This is a genomic window from Pseudomonas sp. RC10-4-2, from assembly GCF_050433085.1.
In the GTDB taxonomy this organism is placed as follows: Bacteria; Pseudomonadota; Gammaproteobacteria; order Pseudomonadales; family Pseudomonadaceae; genus Pseudomonas; species Pseudomonas aeruginosa.
Window position 1 is genome coordinate 262,946 of sequence record NZ_JBNPXX010000001.1, and the last position, 15,833, is coordinate 278,778.

17 protein-coding genes are annotated in these 15,833 nt (G+C 69.1%); 8 read left to right on the forward strand and 9 right to left on the reverse strand.

Annotation, left to right across the window (positions count from 1 at the left end; translation table 11 throughout):
• Positions 1–37 precede the first annotated feature (37 nt).
• The 5 genes from FHW81_RS01220 to FHW81_RS01240 all read left to right on the forward strand — a co-directional run bounded on the left by FHW81_RS01220 (position 38) and on the right by FHW81_RS01240 (position 5,045).
• The gene (locus tag FHW81_RS01220) at positions 38–685 is read left to right on the forward strand and encodes a TetR/AcrR family transcriptional regulator (protein ID WP_003093144.1); all 648 of its coding nucleotides are present in this window, start codon (positions 38–40) and stop codon (positions 683–685) included.
• The gene (locus FHW81_RS01225; protein WP_003122024.1) at positions 682–2,331 is read left to right on the forward strand and encodes an acyl-CoA dehydrogenase family protein; all 1,650 of its coding nucleotides are present in this window, start codon (positions 682–684) and stop codon (positions 2,329–2,331) included. The genes FHW81_RS01220 and FHW81_RS01225 overlap by 4 nt, the downstream gene beginning before the upstream one ends.
• 11 nt (positions 2,332–2,342) lie before the next feature.
• Positions 2,343–2,774, forward strand: coding sequence for a PaaI family thioesterase (locus FHW81_RS01230; protein ID WP_171893953.1), 432 nt, complete (start codon positions 2,343–2,345; stop codon positions 2,772–2,774).
• A 54-nt stretch (positions 2,775–2,828) separates the two neighbouring features.
• A complete protein-coding gene (gene amn / locus FHW81_RS01235) occupies positions 2,829–4,328 on the forward strand; it encodes an AMP nucleosidase (RefSeq protein ID WP_003119204.1) in 1,500 nt (499 codons plus the stop codon).
• A gap of 150 nt (positions 4,329–4,478) precedes the next feature.
• The gene (locus FHW81_RS01240; protein ID WP_019486581.1) at positions 4,479–5,045 is read left to right on the forward strand and encodes an SEC-C metal-binding domain-containing protein; all 567 of its coding nucleotides are present in this window, start codon (positions 4,479–4,481) and stop codon (positions 5,043–5,045) included.
• On the opposite strand, the gene FHW81_RS01245 is transcribed toward FHW81_RS01240, so the two are convergent.
• Positions 5,003–6,088, reverse strand: coding sequence for an MBL fold metallo-hydrolase (locus FHW81_RS01245; RefSeq protein WP_003119208.1), 1,086 nt, complete (start codon positions 6,086–6,088; stop codon positions 5,003–5,005). The genes FHW81_RS01240 and FHW81_RS01245 overlap by 43 nt on opposite strands.
• Positions 6,089–6,226: 138 nt before the next feature.
• On the opposite strand from FHW81_RS01245, the gene FHW81_RS01250 reads away from it, so the two are divergent.
• The gene (locus tag FHW81_RS01250) at positions 6,227–6,796 is read left to right on the forward strand and encodes a pseudouridine synthase (protein ID WP_003114324.1); all 570 of its coding nucleotides are present in this window, start codon (positions 6,227–6,229) and stop codon (positions 6,794–6,796) included.
• Between the two features lie 33 nt (positions 6,797–6,829).
• Here FHW81_RS01250 and FHW81_RS01255 read toward each other — a convergent pair whose 3' ends face one another.
• The 3 genes from FHW81_RS01255 to FHW81_RS01265 all read right to left on the reverse strand — a co-directional run bounded on the left by FHW81_RS01255 (position 6,830) and on the right by FHW81_RS01265 (position 8,243).
• Positions 6,830–7,222, reverse strand: a complete 393-nt coding sequence (locus FHW81_RS01255; protein WP_003093127.1) for a globin — start codon at positions 7,220–7,222, stop codon at positions 6,830–6,832.
• 100 nt (positions 7,223–7,322) lie between these two features.
• The gene (locus FHW81_RS01260; RefSeq protein ID WP_003093125.1) at positions 7,323–7,532 is read right to left on the reverse strand and encodes a DUF2788 domain-containing protein; all 210 of its coding nucleotides are present in this window, start codon (positions 7,530–7,532) and stop codon (positions 7,323–7,325) included.
• Between the two features lie 201 nt (positions 7,533–7,733).
• Positions 7,734–8,243, reverse strand: coding sequence for an Lrp/AsnC family transcriptional regulator (locus FHW81_RS01265; RefSeq protein WP_079392231.1), 510 nt, complete (start codon positions 8,241–8,243; stop codon positions 7,734–7,736).
• A gap of 447 nt (positions 8,244–8,690) precedes the next feature.
• On the opposite strand from FHW81_RS01265, the gene FHW81_RS01270 reads away from it, so the two are divergent.
• Entirely contained in the window at positions 8,691–9,374 is a 684-nt protein-coding gene (locus FHW81_RS01270) for a DUF6515 family protein (protein WP_106120603.1), read from the forward strand.
• On the opposite strand, the gene fieF is transcribed toward FHW81_RS01270, so the two are convergent.
• Together fieF and FHW81_RS01280 are read right to left on the reverse strand one after the other, a co-directional pair.
• On the reverse strand, positions 9,367–10,263 hold the full coding sequence (gene fieF, locus FHW81_RS01275; protein ID WP_003093118.1) for a CDF family cation-efflux transporter FieF: 897 nt from the start codon (positions 10,261–10,263) through the stop codon (positions 9,367–9,369). The genes FHW81_RS01270 and fieF overlap by 8 nt on opposite strands.
• An 88-nt stretch (positions 10,264–10,351) precedes the next feature.
• Positions 10,352–10,768, reverse strand: a complete 417-nt coding sequence (locus FHW81_RS01280; RefSeq protein ID WP_003093116.1) for a hypothetical protein — start codon at positions 10,766–10,768, stop codon at positions 10,352–10,354.
• A gap of 141 nt (positions 10,769–10,909) precedes the next feature.
• On the opposite strand from FHW81_RS01280, the gene hrpB reads away from it, so the two are divergent.
• On the forward strand, positions 10,910–13,426 hold the full coding sequence (gene hrpB, locus FHW81_RS01285) for an ATP-dependent helicase HrpB (RefSeq protein WP_106120604.1): 2,517 nt from the start codon (positions 10,910–10,912) through the stop codon (positions 13,424–13,426).
• Positions 13,427–13,436: 10 nt separating this feature from the next.
• Here hrpB and FHW81_RS01290 read toward each other — a convergent pair whose 3' ends face one another.
• The 3 genes from FHW81_RS01290 to FHW81_RS01300 all read right to left on the reverse strand — a co-directional run bounded on the left by FHW81_RS01290 (position 13,437) and on the right by FHW81_RS01300 (position 15,831).
• Positions 13,437–13,844 carry a hypothetical protein gene (locus tag FHW81_RS01290; protein ID WP_003093113.1) on the reverse strand — a complete coding sequence of 136 codons (408 nt, stop codon included), beginning with the start codon at positions 13,842–13,844 and terminating at the stop codon, positions 13,437–13,439.
• A 23-nt stretch (positions 13,845–13,867) separates the two neighbouring features.
• Positions 13,868–14,602, reverse strand: a complete 735-nt coding sequence (locus tag FHW81_RS01295) for a substrate-binding periplasmic protein (protein ID WP_003093112.1) — start codon at positions 14,600–14,602, stop codon at positions 13,868–13,870.
• A gap of 89 nt (positions 14,603–14,691) precedes the next feature.
• Positions 14,692–15,831 carry an endonuclease/exonuclease/phosphatase family protein gene (locus tag FHW81_RS01300; RefSeq protein ID WP_003106827.1) on the reverse strand — a complete coding sequence of 380 codons (1,140 nt, stop codon included), beginning with the start codon at positions 15,829–15,831 and terminating at the stop codon, positions 14,692–14,694.
• Between the last annotated feature and the right edge of the window lie 2 nt (positions 15,832–15,833).

The window sequence follows — 15,833 nt, forward strand, 5'->3', positions numbered from 1 at the left end:
CGTGATTCACTGGGAAAAAGTGAATCCGGATTCAGTCATGGTCTATCGTGTCACCGAACGCCGCCTGCAACGCGATTCCGCGCTGCGCGAGCGCATCCTCCAGCTAGGCCTGCGGCGTGTCGCGGAGGGCGGTTTCGCCGCGCTGACCATGCAGGCCCTGGCCGACGACGCGGGGATCGCCACCGGCAGCCTGTACCGCCACTTCCGGGGCAAGGGCGAGCTGGCGGCGGAAATCTTCCGCCGCGCCAGCCAGCGTGAGGTCGATGCCCTGGCCGTCGTTCTGCGCGGTCCCGGCGCGCCCGCCTGGCGCCTGGCCGAGGGCTTGCGGCGCTTCGCCGCGCGCGCCTGGAGCAGCCAGCGGCTGGCCTTCGCCCTGATCGCCGAGCCGGTGGATCCTGAAGTCGACGAGCAGCGCCTGCGCTATCGCGAGGCCTACGCCGCACTGTTCGTCGAACTGCTCGAGGAGGGCCGGCGCAGTGGCGCATTCCAGCTTTCCCTGGTGCCGCTTGCCGCGGCCTGCCTGGTCGGGGCCATCGCCGAGGCGCTGGTCGGCCCCTTGTCTCCCCCGGCGCGCGCCGCTCGCGACAGCGGCCAGCCGGAACCGAGTCTGGAGCCGGTGAGTACGGCTCTGGTGAACTTCTGCCTGCGCGCGGTGGGCGCGCCTGTCTGCGAGGAACCCTCATGAACCTGCACCAGTACGCCGAAACCCACGAAGTGACCAACCAGGTACCGTCGCTGGATGGCGCCAACCTCTACCGCCTCGATCTGCCTCTCCAGGAGTGGGTGCGTCGCTACCAGGGCGGCTGGGCCGAGGAGCGCCTGCAGCGCTACGGCGAGCTGGCCGGCGGCCCGCTGATGGCGGCCGGCTTCCTGGCCAACCAGCACAAGCCGGAGTTCCATAGCCACGACCGCTACGGCAACCGCGTCGACCTGGTGGAGTTCCATCCCGCCTACCACGAGCTGATGCGTGCCGCCATCGAACACGAACTGCCCTCGCTGCCCTGGACCGACCCGCGCCCCGGCGCCCAGGTGGCGCGGGCCGGGCTGTCCTACCTGCACAGCCAGGCGGAGGCCGGCACCGGTTGCCCGTTGACCATGACCTACGCCAGCGTGCCGGCGATTCGCCTGCAGGCGGACCTGGCCGAGAAATGGCTGCCGAAGATCCTCTCCCGCGAGTACGACCCGCGCAACGTGCCGATGGAGCAGAAGGCGGGCGTCACCATCGGCATGGCGATGACCGAGAAGCAGGGCGGCACCGACGTCCGGGCCAATACCACGCGGGCCTACCCGGTGGGGATTCCCGGGCCGGGGCAGGCCTACGAACTGGTCGGGCACAAGTGGTTCTGCTCGGCGCCGATGTGCGACGCCTTCCTCACCCTGGCCTACACCGACAAGGGCCTGACCTGCTTCCTGCTGCCGCGCCACCGGCCGGACGGCAGCCGCAACCAGTTCTACATCCAGCGCCTGAAGGACAAGCTGGGCAACTGGTCGAACGCCTCCAGCGAAATCGAGTATCGCGGCGCCCTGGCCTGGATGGTCGGCGAGGAGGGCCGTGGCGTGCCGACCATCATCGAGATGGTCGCCATGACCCGCTTCGACTGCATGATCGGCTCCAGCGCACTGATGCGTCAGGCGTTGACCCAGGCCGCCCACCACTGTGCCTACCGCAAGGTCGGCGGGCGGGTGCTGGCCGAGCAACCGCTGATGCAGAACGTGCTCGCCGACCTGGCGCTGGAAAGCGAGGCGGCGCTGGCCCTGACCCTGCGCATGGGGCATGCCCTGGACCGTGCCCACGACGAGCAGGAGGAGAAGTTCGCCCGCCTGGTCACCGCGGTGGGCAAGTACTGGATCTGCAAGCGTGCCCCGGCGATGATCAACGAAGCCTCCGAATGCATGGGCGGTGCCGGCTACGTCGAGGAAACCATCCTGCCGCGGCTGTACCGCGAGGCCCCGGTGAACTCGATCTGGGAAGGTTCCGGCAACGTGCAGTGCCTGGACGTGCTGCGTGCCCTGTCGAAGGAGCCGGGGGTGCTCGACGCGTTGTTCGCCGAACTGGGCGACGGCCATGGCGACGCCCGTCTCGCCGCGCACATCGGCAACCTCAAGGCGGCCTTCGCCGACACCGCCGACATCCAGTACCGCGCCCGCCAGCTCACCGAGGACGTGGCGATCGCCCTGCAGGCCAAGCTGTTGCTGGAAGCCGGCAACTCCGCGGTGTCCGACGCCTTCATCGGCAGTCGCCTGGGGGACGGCGGGCGGGTCTACGGCACCCTGCCGCGCGGCGTCGAGGTCGAGGCGCTGTTGGCTCGCGCCACCCCGCACCTGGCCTGAGGCGCGTCGCGATGCAGGCGCATCCGCGCTACCGGGAGCTGGTCGAGCAGGGCTTCGCCGCGGCCAGTTTCGTTGGCGACCTCGGCATCCGTCCGCTGGACTGCGGGCCGGGTTGGGTCGAAGCGGGGCTGGACATCCTGCCCCGCCACGCCCAGCAGAACGGCTTCATCCATGCCGGGGTCCAGGCGACCCTGGCCGACCATGCCGCCGGGGCCGCCGCCGCGACCCTGGTGGAGGAGGGGCAGACGGTGCTGACCCTGGAGTTCAAGCTCAACCTGTTGCGCCCGGCGCTTTGCCAGCGCCTGTTGTGTCGCGCCGAGGTGCTCAAGGCCGGGCGCCAGGTGACGGTGGTCGAGGCCGAGGTGTTCGCCGAGCGGGACGGTCGGCCGCACCTGTTCAGCAAGGCCACCGTGACCATGGCGGTGGTGGCGCTGGCCGAATGAGGTAACGGGAGAAAAGCGCTGTGTTTTCCTGTCGGTACAGGCAAGATGTTTTCCATGCGAACCGACAGGAAGCCCACCATGAGTATCGATTCCGACGACGGGTTCGTCGTCGCCCGCACGGCCGAGGAGGCCGTCGACCGTCTTGCCGAGCTGCACCGCCAGGCCACCGCGGCGCTGAGCCAGGCGCTCAAGCGCTACATCAAGGAGCGCATCGAGCCAAGCGAGGCCGAGCGGCAGAACTTCCACTACCCGCAACTGCGCATCGGCTACCGCTGCCAGGGCGAGGTGCCGTCCACCACCCGCGCCTACGCCAAGGTCCAGGTGCCGGGCGAGTACAGCGTCACCGTCACCCACCCCGACGCCTTCCGCAAGTACCTGCTGGAACAGTTGCGTCCGCTGATGGACGATTTCACCGTGCAGGTGCAGGTCGGCCCGAGCCAACAGGACATCCCCTATCCCTACGTGGTCGAGCAGGGCGACGAGCTGGCCGGCTCCGGGGTGACCGCCGCCGAGCTGGCGCGGGTGTTCCCCAGCACCGACCTGTCCGCCGCTTCCGACGACATCGCCGACGGCCTCTACGAATGGGAACGCGCCGACCAGTTGCCGCTGGCGCTGTTCGACGCCGCGCGGGTGGACTTCTCCCTGCGCCGCCTGGTGCACTACACCGGCAGCGACTGGCGCCACGTGCAGCCGTGGATCCTGCTGACCAACTACCACCGCTACGTCGACCAGTTCATCCGCCTCGGCCTGACCCGCCTGCGCGAGGACCCGCGCTTCGTGCGCATGGTCCTGCCGGGCAACGTGATCATCGAACGCGGGATGGACGAAGGCGAGGCCAACGCCATCGTCGCCGGGGTGGTCTGGCACCGCTACCAGATGCCGGCCTACCACCTGATCGCCGCCGATGGCGACGGCATCACCCTGGTCAACATCGGGGTCGGCCCGTCCAACGCGAAGAACATCACTGACCACCTGGCGGTGTTGCGTCCGCATTGCTGGCTGATGATCGGCCACTGCGGCGGCCTGCGGCAGTCGCAGACCATCGGCGACTACGTACTGGCGCACGCCTACATGCGCCGCGACGGCATCCTCGACCGCGCGCTGCCGCCGCACATCCCGATCCCGGCGCTGGCCGAAGTCCAGGTCGCCTTGCAGGAAGCCGCCGCCGAAGTCACCGGCGAGCGCGGCGAGTCGCTCAAGCGACGCCTGCGCACCGGCACCGTGCTCACCTACGACGACCGCAACTGGGAGCTGCGCTGGGCCCAGGAGCGGCCGCTGATCAACCTGGCGCGGGCCATCGCGGTGGACATGGAGAGCGGCACCATCGCCGCCCAGGGCTATCGCCTGCGGGTGCCCTACGGCACGCTGCTGTGCGTCTCGGACAAGCCGCTGCACAGCGAGATCAAGCTGCCCGGCTCGGCCAACGCCTTCTACGAGCGCGCGGTGAACCAGCACCTGCGGATCGGCATCGCCGCCCTCGACCTGTTGCGCAGCCAGCTCAACTCGCTGCACTCGCGCAAGCTGCGGAGTTTCGACGAGCCGCCGTTCCGTTGATCGGACGCGCCCCGGTTTCCGCGCGGAAACCGGGGTTCGCTTCTACGCCTCGCGGCGCCGAGGCCCTACAATGATGGCCCTTCGCCCTGCGTGGAACCGCGGCGCCTTCTGCCGGTCGGAACGACCACGCCTGCCATCGATGTGAGCCCCATGCCGTTCAGCGCCCCCACTCATCTCAGCAACCCGCTCCGTCGCTTCGCCCGCTGCCTGGTGCCCGATGCCGCGCCGGAAGTGGCAGCGCCGTTGCCGATGCCGGAAAGTCTGGCCGGCGAACCGTGGTTCTCGGTCGGTCGGGCGGTCGAAGCCCTCGGCGGCGAGCGGGTCGACGGCTGGATCCTGGAAGAATGGCGCGGCCTGGCCCTGCGCGCGCGTTTCAGCGCTTGCTGGCGCGATCCGCGCGGCAACCTCTGGAATGTCCTGCCGCAGGCGGGCGCCATCGCTTTCCTGGCCGACCCGCAGCGGCGCTACGAAGGCGTGCCGCTGGCCGACCAGTACCAGGCGCTCAGCCGCGATGTCCTGCTGGAAGACTACCTCGGCCTGCGGCGCCAACTGGCCCGCGCCGGCCTGGACGACGAGGCCCGCGAGCGCCTGGCCGGGATGGCCGCGCGCCTGGAAAGCTGGCTGGCCCTGGGCGGCCGTGGCGACCAGGCTTGTCCGTGCGGCAGCGGCAAGCGCTACCGCAACTGCTGCTCCCGCCTGGTGGCCTCGGCCTCCTGAGCGACGTTGCGCGGTGCGACGCGCCACTGCTCGCCGGGTTTCGGCGTGCCGAAGGTCGCCGGGTCCACGCCTTGGCTGCGCAGCGCCGCCTGGAGTGCCTTGGGCGGGTCGTCCTGCTGTTCGTCGGTGAGATTGAAGGTACCGAAGTGGATGGCCATGCTGGTCTGCGCCTGCAGCGTGCGATGGGCCTGCACCGCGTCGTCGGGATTCATGTGGTGGTCGCGCATGAACCAGCGCGGCTCGTAGGCGCCGATCGGCAGGGCGGCGAAACGCATCGCCCCGAAGCGCTGGTGGATCAGCCCGAACTCCGGGCCGAGCCCGGTATCGCCGGGAAACAGCAGCGGGCCGTCCGGCGAGTCGATGACGAAGCCGAGCCAGAGCGTGCGGTTGGTGTCGCTGCGGGTGCGCGACGACCAGTGCTGCACCGGTACGCCATGCAGCGTCAGGCCAGCGCCCAGCGGCACGGCCTGCCACCAGTCGATCTCCACGACGTCGGCGAAACCTGTCTGGCGGATCAGCCCGGCGTTGCCCAGGCCGCTGACTACCTTGGCCGTCGGCCAGCGCCGGTGGAGCTGGCGCAGGGTTTCCAGGTCGAGGTGGTCGTAGTGGTTGTGGCTCACCAGCACCAGGTCGATCGGCGGCAACTGGTCGAGCGTCAACCCGGGCGGATGGTGGCGCTTCGGGCCGATGAAGGCGAGCGGGCTGACCCGTTGCGACCAGACCGGGTCGGTGAGGATGTTCAGGCCGCGGTGCTGGATCAGCAGGGTGGCGTGGTTGATGTAGGTGACCCGCAGTTCTTCGCCGCGGGCGCGCTCGTTCACCCTTGGCGGCGTTGCCGTCGGCGGCAGGGCGACCCACGGGCGTTGCGGCGGGCGGTTCCACTGCCACTTGAGCAGGTCGCGCAGGCTCTTGTGCGCGGTCGGCTGGATATTGCGGAAACGTTCGCCGTCGAAATGGTCCGAAGGCGGACCCTGATAGGCGCTGCCAGCGCAGCCGGCCAGGGTCAGCAGGCTGATCAGCCAGGTGGGACGCAGGGAGGGCATGAGGGGATGCTCTTGCGGTCAGGCTCTCGGACAACCTAGCATGCCGCCCGGTACCCCGATCAAGCCAACTCGTTTCCAGTCATGTCCCGTCCCCCGCGTCCTTCCCCGCGTCATCCCGTCCGCCCTGCGCCACGCCGGGTGGCCAAGGCGCCGCCGAGCGAGCCGAAGCTGCTGCTGTTCAACAAGCCGTTCGACGTACTGACCCAGTTCAACGACGAGCAAGGGCGTTCGACCCTCAAGGACTTCATCCCGGTGCCGGGCGTGTATCCGGCCGGGCGCCTGGACCGCGACAGCGAGGGCCTGTTGCTGCTGACCAACGACGGTCGCCTGCAGGCGCGCATCGCCGACCCCCGGCACAAGCTGCCGAAGACCTACTGGGTGCAGGTCGAAGGCACGCCGGACGAGGAGCAATTGCGGCGCCTGCGCGAGGGCGTGACGCTCAACGACGGCCCGACGCTGCCCGCCGAGGCGCGTCTGCTGGATGAGCCGACGTTGTGGGAGCGGGTGCCGCCGGTGCGTTTTCGCAAGTCGGTGCCGACCCACTGGCTGGAACTGGTGATCCGCGAGGGGCGCAATCGCCAGGTGCGGCGGATGACGGCGGCGGTGGGCTTGCCGACGCTGCGGCTGGTGCGGGTGCGGATCGGCCCCTGGAGCCTGGACGGCCTGGGCCTCGGGGAATGGCGGGAAGTGCCGGCGCGGCTGGACTGACGAGAGGGGCGTCGTCCAGCGGGCGCGGAACGATCAGTAGTACGACTTGATCACGGCGATGCCGCGACCCATCACGTCGCGCCAGGCGTCGCGGGTCTCGGCGTCGCAGTCGCGGTCGTGCTCGGCGACAGCCATCAGCAGGGCGTCCAGCCACAGGTCGTAGAGTTCCGGGCGGATATCCAGCGCGGCGCGCGAATGGCTGGCGCCGAGGGCGCGCAGCTTGCTGTCGGACATGCCGCGGGCGTACATCACCAGGTTCATGATCCCGGCACGCAGCAGGTGTTTCTGAGCAGTCATGTCGGTGGTGGCGAACTTGGCGCGAATCTGCGGGGAACTGGCAAGGAAATGCCGGTAGAAATCATCGAAGAATCCGGTGCTGGCACAGCAGCGTCCATAACTCTGCATGACGCGGTCGGCGGCGTTCATGGCGACTCCCTTGTTCTAGGCAATGGCAAGGCGAGCCGGCCCCGTTGGCCGGGGCCGGCGGATGATTACGAGTGGTTGGATGACGCGTGTGGCGCCGGGGTTACATGCCCGCGCCTTCGAGGCTGCCGATGACCAGGCCCTTGATGATGAAGCCCAGTACGCCCAGGCCGAGGGCGAAGAACAGGATCAGGGTTCCGAACTTGCCGGCTTTCGACTTCTTCGCCAGGTCCCACACGATGAAAGCCATGAACAGGATAAGCACGGTCACCAGACCGGTCATCATCCACTCTTCGAACAGTTCGGGATCCATTGGCAACCTCCGGATTTTCAAGCAAACGAAGTCCGGCTCGCGGTCGGACGGAGCGTGCCATGGGGGGCGGGCAAGGCGTTTATCGTTCTACGAGCAGGCTGCTCTTTATATGCGGGGGCCACGCGGGCATGACAACTGAAACAGGTTGCCGATTATACGGCATGCCGCCTGTTCCGTGTCATGTCCCAGGTCTCGCTACGATCAATCGCGCAGGTGCTCCAGCGGCAGTTCGGTACTCGCCAGCACCTGGTTGAGGACGAAGCTGGAGCGCACGCTGGAGACCCCCTCGATGCGCGTCAGGGTACCCAGCAGGAGCTTCTGGTAGTGGTCCATGTCCGGCACCACGACCTTCAACTGGTAGTCCGCGTCCATCCCGGTGACCAGGCTGCACTCCAGCACTTCCGGGCATTTGCCGATGACTTCCTGGAAATGTTCGAAGCGTTCCGGGGTGTGTCGGTCCATGCCTATGAGGACGAAGGCGGTGAGGCTCAGGCCGAGCTTCTTGCGGTCCAGCAAGGCTACCTGGCGGACGATGTAGCCGTCGTCCTCGAGCTGCTTGACCCGTCGCGAACAGGGCGATGGCGACAGGCCTATCCGTTCTGCCAGTTCCTGGTTGGAGATGCGTGCGTCGCGCTGGAGTTCTTCGAGGATACGCAGGTCGTAGCGATCGAGTTTGTTCATGGCGAGGATTTCTTTCAGGTTGGTTGCCATTGGCAAGGTGAATTTGAGTGATTTATTGCGCAATCAAGGTTCTGGTGAGCAATATTAGCAATCATTGGTCGCGCCTGGCGACGTATTCTTTTACCCAGATTCACGGCCCGGACATCTCGTCCATCACGGCTCGCCCAATCAGGCCAGCCGTGGCCGCCGACCCTACAGGGTTGCGCCGGCCTCCGGGTTGCACACCGCCCAGAAGGTGGAGTGAGGTGAGCCGTCGCCAACAGCGCCGAGCCAGGACAGTTACCCCAGAAGGGAGGTCGACGGGCCTCCCTTTTTCTTTGCCCGCGATCCGGCCCGTGCCGCGCTTTTACCCATTCTTTACCCGGCGTTTACCCACCCTTGGCGGAAAACGGCGGAAAGTCGTTCCCGGGATCATTCGAACGTGGCCGGGCGACCAGGCCCGGGGCGAGGCAGACGATGAACGGTGGATGGTGGCGAATGCTCGGGGTGGGCGCTCTCTCGCTGAGCCTGTGCGTCCAGGCGCAGGCCGACGACGGCCGAGGGGGACGCGGCGGACCCGGCGGCGAGCGCGGTGTTGCCCACGGACAACCGGGACCTGGCCGCGGCGAAGCGCATGGCGGCAGTTGGGGACCGCATCCCGACTGGCGTCCGGGCCGGGTGGTGGAGGCCTTGCCGCGCGGACACCTGCGGGTGCCCTATCGCGGCGGCGAGTATTTCTTCGACGACGGCTACTGGTACCGACCCGACGGCCCGCGCTATGTGCTGGTCGTGCCGCCCCGCGGGGTGCGCGTCCGCAGCCTGCCGCCCTATGCGGAGCAGGTCTGGCTGGGCAGCGTGCTGTACTTCCTTGCCGCCGGCACTTACTACCTGTGGCATGCCGACACTCGCGAGTACGAAGTGGTCAGCCCGCCGCCGCGGGCAGCGGGGCCCGGTTATCCGGTCAGCGTGCCGGCCGCCAGCTACGACGTGGTGGCCTACCCCGCGCGCGGCCAGGGGCCCGACCAGCAGGGCCGCGACCGCTACGAGTGCCACCGCTGGGCGGTGGGCGAGAGCGGCTTCGACCCGGCGGGGGCGACCTACGCGCCGGCCGCCGAGGTCGCCAACGGCTACCGCCGGGCCATGGCCGCCTGCCTGAGCGGGCGCGGCTACAGCGTCAACTGACGGTTTCCTTGCCGACCACTTCCTGCGGGTCGGCATGGATCAGCACCTCGGCCTTCGGGTATTCGCGCTTGATCGCCAGCACTGCGCGGTCGGTCAGGGCGTGGGCCACCGACAGGCTCAGCTCGCCGGGCAGTTCGAGGTGCAACTGGACGAACCAGTGGTTGCCGGAAATCCGCGTGCGCACGTCGTGCGCGCCGAGCACTCCCGGCACGCTGCAGGCGAGTTCGCGCATGCGCTCGCTGATGTCGGTGGGCAGTTCCCGGTCCATCAGGATCGACACCGACTCGCGAGCGATCTGCAGGGCGCTCCAGAGGATGTACAGGGCGATGCCCAGGCCGAACAGGCCGTCGCTCTGTGGCCAGCCGTAGCGGGCCAGGAGCAGTGCCACGAGGATGCTGGCGTTGAGCAGCAGGTCCGAGCGGTAGTGCAGCGAGTCGGCGCGTATCGCGGTGGAACCGGTGCGGCGGATGACGTGGGTCTGGAAGGCCAGGAGAAGGGCCGTGAGCAGCAGCGACAGCAGCATCACCGCGATGCCCCAGGTGGCCGCGCCGAGGGGCTGCGGGTCGCGCAATTGCTCGACCGCCTGGATAGCCACCAGTACCGCGCTGGCGCCGATGAACATGGCCTGGGCCAGGCCGGCCAGGGCCTCGGCCTTGCCGTGGCCGTAGCGGTGGTCGTCGTCGGCCGGGCGCAGCGAATAGTGCACTGCCAGCAGGTTGAGCAGCGAGGCGGCACTGTCCAGCAGGGAGTCGGTGAGGCCGGCGAGCAGGCTCACCGAACCGCTCAGCCACCAGGCGATGGCCTTGCCGATGACCAGGGTGACGGCGACACCGAGCGAGGCCAGGGTGGCCAGGCGCAGCAGGCGGGCGTGGGGGGAATCGGGACTCATGGGGCGCTTCTGTCAGGAGGGACGGCGCCACTGTAAACCAACCGGGCGGCGACCGGGCACTGACGCACGGTCGCGCTCGGAGGGCGGATCAGGCGGCCGGCTTCAGGCCATAGGCCGCCAGTTGCTCGACGCTGCCGCTGTGGCGGATCAGGCGCGGGTCGTCGAGCGGCAGTTCACGGCCGATCTCGCGTTCGAGGATGGCCTTGAGCTTGCGGTTGTCGACCTTGCCGTCCGCGCCGACGGCATCCTTGAGCACTTCCGGGGCGACCGAGTACTTGGCGTCGGGCAGGTAGATGGCGCCGGTGGCGAAGTCGACGCCGAAGGCGATCAGGCCGGGGATGATATAGAACAGCAGGCCGATGGCGTCGAAGGCGACGATGGCCGGATCGATGCGACCGTCGATCTGGCCGCGTCGCTCGGGGTAGAACAGCGTACCGCAGGCCGACAACTGGCTCAGCAGGGCTGCACTGAGAACGGCACAGGAAACGCGGGTGGCAAGGCGCATGTATGACCTCCGGGTGAACATGACGGCGAACTATAGCAATCGACCAGCGTTCGGCAATCTTCTGCCGCGACGATGACGATAAGACCGCCGAAAGCGCCCGCCGGTTCGCCGGTATACTTCGCCGGTCAGTCCGGAGCCAGCATGATTTCCCTACCCATCGACGCCGTTGTTCCCGCCCTGCGCCAGGCCCTTGGCGCACAACACCAGGCCGTTCTGGAAGCCCCGCCGGGCGCCGGCAAGACCACCCGCGTGCCGCTGGCCCTGCTCGACGAGCCGTGGCTCGCCGGCCAACGCATCCTCATGCTCGAACCGCGGCGCCTGGCGGCGCGGGCCGCGGCCGAGCGGCTGGCCGCCGAGCTGGGCGAAAAGGTCGGCGAGACCGTCGGCTACCGGATCCGCCTGGAGAGCAGGGTCGGCCCGAAGACCCGCATCGAAGTGGTCACCGAGGGTATCCTTGCCCGTCGCCTGCAAGACGACCCGGCGCTGGACGGTGTCGGCCTGGTGATCTTCGACGAATTCCACGAGCGCAGCCTGGATGCCGACCTGGCCCTGGCGCTGACTCTCAATGGCCGCGAACTGTTGCGCGACGAGCCGCCGCTGAAAGTGCTGGTGATGTCGGCGACCCTGGAGGGCGAGCGTCTTGCGGCGCTGCTCGGCGAAGCGCCGGTGCTGCGCAGCGAGGGCCGCATGTTCCCGGTGGATATCCGCTGGGGACGGGCGGCGCAACCCGGCGAGTTCATCGAGCCGCGGGTGCAGCAGGCGGTGCTCCAGGCGCTGGCGGAGGAAAGCGGCAGCGTGCTGGTCTTTCTTCCCGGCCAGGCCGAGATCCGCCGCGTTCACGAAGGCTTGCGCGAGGCCCTTGGCGGTCGCCCCGAGGTGCTGCTCTGCCCGCTGCATGGCGAGCTCGACCTCGCCGCCCAGCGCGCCGCCATCGAGCCGGCGTCGCGGGGCACGCGCAAGGTGGTGCTGGCGACCAACATCGCCGAGACCAGCCTGACCATCGACGGCGTACGGGTGGTGATCGACGCCGGCCTGGCGCGGGTGCCGCGCTTCGATCCGGGTAGCGGCATGACCCGCCTGGAGACCCAGCGCATCTCCCGCGCCTCCGCTACCCAGCGTGCCGGCCGCGCAGGGCGCCTGGAGCCGGGCGTATGCTACCGCTTGTGGTCGGAGAGCCAGCATGAGCAGTTGCCTGCCTACGGCACGGCGGAAATCCTCCAGGCCGATCTGGCCGGGCTGGCCCTGCAACTGGCGCGCTGGGGCGTGGCGCCGGAGGAGCTGGCCTGGCTCGACGCGCCGCCCGCGGCGGCCTACGCCCAGGCCCGCGAGCTGCTCGGGCGGCTGGGGGCGCTGAACGCCAGCGGCGCGTTGAGTGCCCATGGCCAGGCGATGGCCGCATTGCCGACCCATCCGCGCATTGCCCACCTGCTGCTGCGCGGCCAGGCCCTCGGCCTTGGCGAACTGGCTTGCGACGTAGCGGCGCTGCTCGGCGAACGTGACATACAGCGTGGCGGCGGCGCCGACCTGCACAGCCGTCTCGCCCTGCTCGCCGGCGAGGCCCGCACTGGCGCCTCGCGCGGCGCGGTACAGCGCGCCCGGCAACTGGCCCGGCAGTTCCGCGGTTACCTGCGCGGCGCCGCCAGCGAGGCGGTCGTCGATCCCGGTCATCCGCGTTGGCTGGGCTGTCTGCTGGCCTTCGCCTATCCCGACCGCATCGCTCGCCAGCGCCGCGCCGGCGGCGGCGACTACCGGCTGGCCAATGGGCGCGCTGCGCAGTTCGGCGAACCGGACAGCCTGATGAAGCAGCCTTGGCTGGTGATCGCCGATCTGGGCAGCCGCCAGGGCCAGCGCGAAGAGCGGATCTACCTGGCCGCCGAACTCGATCCGAGGTTGTTCGATACGGTCCTGGCGGAGCAGGTCAGCCAGCGCGACGAGCTGCAGTGGGACGAGCGCGAAGGCGTGCTGCGTGCCGAGCGCCAGCGCCGGGTCGGCGAACTGGTGCTGTCCAGCGAGGCGCTACCCGGCCTCGACGAAGCGGCGCGCAGCCAGGCGCTGCTCGGCCTGGTCCGGCGCAAGGGCCTGGAGTTGTTGCCCTGGACCCCGGAACTGCGCCAGTGGCAGGCGCGCATCGGCTTGCTGCGCCGGCTGGACCTGGAAGACAAGGGCGAGAGCGAGTGGCCGGACGTCAGCGACGCCGCGTTGCTGGAACGGTTGGAGGAATGGTTGCCGGCCTATCTCGGCAAGGTCACCCGCCTGGCTCACTTCGCCAACCTCGACCTGGCTTCGATCCTCGCCGGGCTGTTGCCCTGGCCATTACCGCAGCGTCTCGACGAGTGGGCGCCGAAAACCCTGGAAGTCCCCTCCGGCTCGCGCATCCGCCTGGACTACAGCGAAACCCCGCCGATCCTCGCGGTGCGCCTGCAGGAACTGTTCGGCCTCGGCGACACTCCGCGCATCGCCCAGGGCCGCCTGGCAGTGAAGCTGCACCTGCTGTCTCCCGCGCATCGCCCGGTGCAGGTGACCCAGGACCTGGCGAACTTCTGGCGCAGCACCTATGCGGAAGTCAGGAAGGACCTGAAGGGACGCTATCCGAAGCATTATTGGCCGGACGACCCGCTGGTGGCCGAGGCCACTGCCCGGGCCAAGCCACGCAAGTAGTCGACGGCGCTCAGAGCACCCGGGTCAGGTCGTCGTCGAGGAAGTGCCGGAAACTCAGGCGCTGGCCGTCGGCGAAGTCGAAGTGGCTGTCCAGGGTCGGGCCGTTGAGGACGAACTCCAGGGCCAGCAGGCGCACACCGACCAGGCCGCGCTGCCGGCCGAGGTCGTGCAGGCGGTACTCGCCCGGGCCTTCGTCGTTCTCGCAGGGCCGCGGCGCTTCGCCGCTGCGCCAGAACACCGTCTCGCCCTCGAAGTAGAGGCGATACCAGCGTTGCTCGAACTGCAGGTAGACCACGTTCACCGGATCGGCCGGACGGCCTTCCCACCACCATTCCTGGATCAGCAGCGACTGGCAGACCTGTCCGCGCAGGGCGGGCTGTTCGCCGTTGATCGTGCAGCAGGGGATGGCGGTATGCATCGGGCTCCTCCTCCGGGGTCGGTTCACAGCAGGGACAGGTCGGCGCCGTCGCTCCGCAACTGGTCGTAGGCCTGGTCCAGGCGGTCGCGCAGCGCTTCGGCGCCGGGAATGTGGCGCGAGACGATCATCCGCAGCGGCAGGCGGTACAGTTCCTGGCTTGCCAACGCCTGGCGGCTGGCCGCTTCCACCGGCGCCTGGTAGTCGAGCAGGTAGTCGCCGCGCCCGAGTTCGAGCATGCGCAAGGCGGCGTGGTGGGTGCCGGTGCGGTACAGGCGCAGGTGCAGGTTGGGGTCCTGGATGAAGTTGGTGACCGGTTTCCAGTAGCTGTAGCCGCTGATCAGGATCAGCCGGCGTCCGGCCAGGTCCTGGGGAACCCGCGGTGCCGGCTGGTGCGCCGGGTAGTACAGGTTCAGGCTGACGTGGCCGAGCACGCGCCGCGCCTGGAGGGTGTCGGCGGCCAGCTCCGGCTTGGCCGCGCCGGCCCACAGCGCCACGCTGCCATCCTGCAGCCCCAGGTACAGGCGCGCGCTGGGCAGGGCGCGGAACGCCGGACGATAGCCGGCCCGCTCCAGCAGCAGGCGGACCAGGCGGGCGCCGGAACCGGCGGCGTGGCCATCCCGGGCGGTATAGATGTAGGGGGGGAATTCGTAGTAGCCGACGTTCAACGACGGCCTTGCGTCCTGCGCATGGAGCTGCGGGGCGGCCAGCAGGGCGAACGCCAGCAGCGCGAGCAGGGGCGTTGTGGTGCGTAGGGGCATGGTGTGCGGCCTTGCCGTTTTTTGTTGTTATGAATGGGGGCGAAGCATGCGGCGCGCCGGGCCGCTTGTCCAGCCCGGCGCGCGCCCGGTCAATGGGGCAGCAGGAAGCGCGCGGCGAGCGGCAGGTGGTTGGAGATCTGCAGCGTATCGCTGCGCCGGACCCGGGCATCGAGACGGGTCAGCGAGGGGCTGTGGAACAGGTAGTCGAGGGTCCGATCCGGCCCCTGGACCCGTGGGTCGTTGGGGAAGTGCGTGTACCAGCGAACCTGGTCGACGCCACTGGCCTCTTCCAGCGACGGCACCATCGGGAAGCGCCCGCTCAGGATGGCCAGTTCGCTGTCTTCCCGGTAGGGCGCGCGCAGCGGCGCCAGCAGGTAGGGATACTGGCCGGGCGGCAGCAGGTTGAGGTCGCCGCCGAGCAGCCAGGGCGTGCGCCTGGCCTGCAGTTCGTCGAGCAGCGTACGGGTGGTCTCGACCTGGCGCTCGAGGGTGTCGTCGTTCGCCTGCGGGCGGTCGAAGCGGGCGTTGAGCACGGCCAGCTCGCCGCCGCCGTCGATCGGCAGGTGGCTGACCAGGATCGCCGGGCGCGGCCCGAACAGGCGGTCGAACAGCCCGCCATCGCGTGGCGGCAACTGGCGCCGCTCGGCGCTATCGATGCGATAGCGGCTCAGGGTGGCCTGCTTGCGGCCGACGCTGCCGAAGATGTGCGGCGTCGGCACGAAGGCCGACTTCCACTCGTAGGCCTGGGCGCTGCAATGGTAGAGATCGTTGATGCGCTCCTGGATCAGCGCCAGTTGGTCCTGATCGTCGGTGGCGCTGGAGCCATCGTCGATCTCCTGGAGCAGGACCAGGTCCGGCTGCTCGTCGCGGATCACCCGGACCACCTCGTCGAGGGTGAACGCCAGGTCTTCGGCGGTGGGGCGCTGGTCCGGGCCGGTGGCATCCGGCAGGTCGTCCCAGAAGACGTAGCGCTTGCCGGCCAGGTACTGGATGTTCCAGGTCATCACCTTCAGGGCCTGCCCCGGCTTCAGCGCCGGCGCGGCGCCCTGGCAATGCAGGGGCGCGGCTTCGCGATCGGCGGGTTGCCAGCTCAGCAGGTAGCTGGCGAGCAGGGCACCGCCGACCAGCAGGAGCAGGCCGACGAACAGCAGGTTGCGTAGACGGGGCAGTGACATCGCAATCGAGACTATGCTGGAAAGGACCAGAGCATAGAGCTTGCCGCCGCGCATTT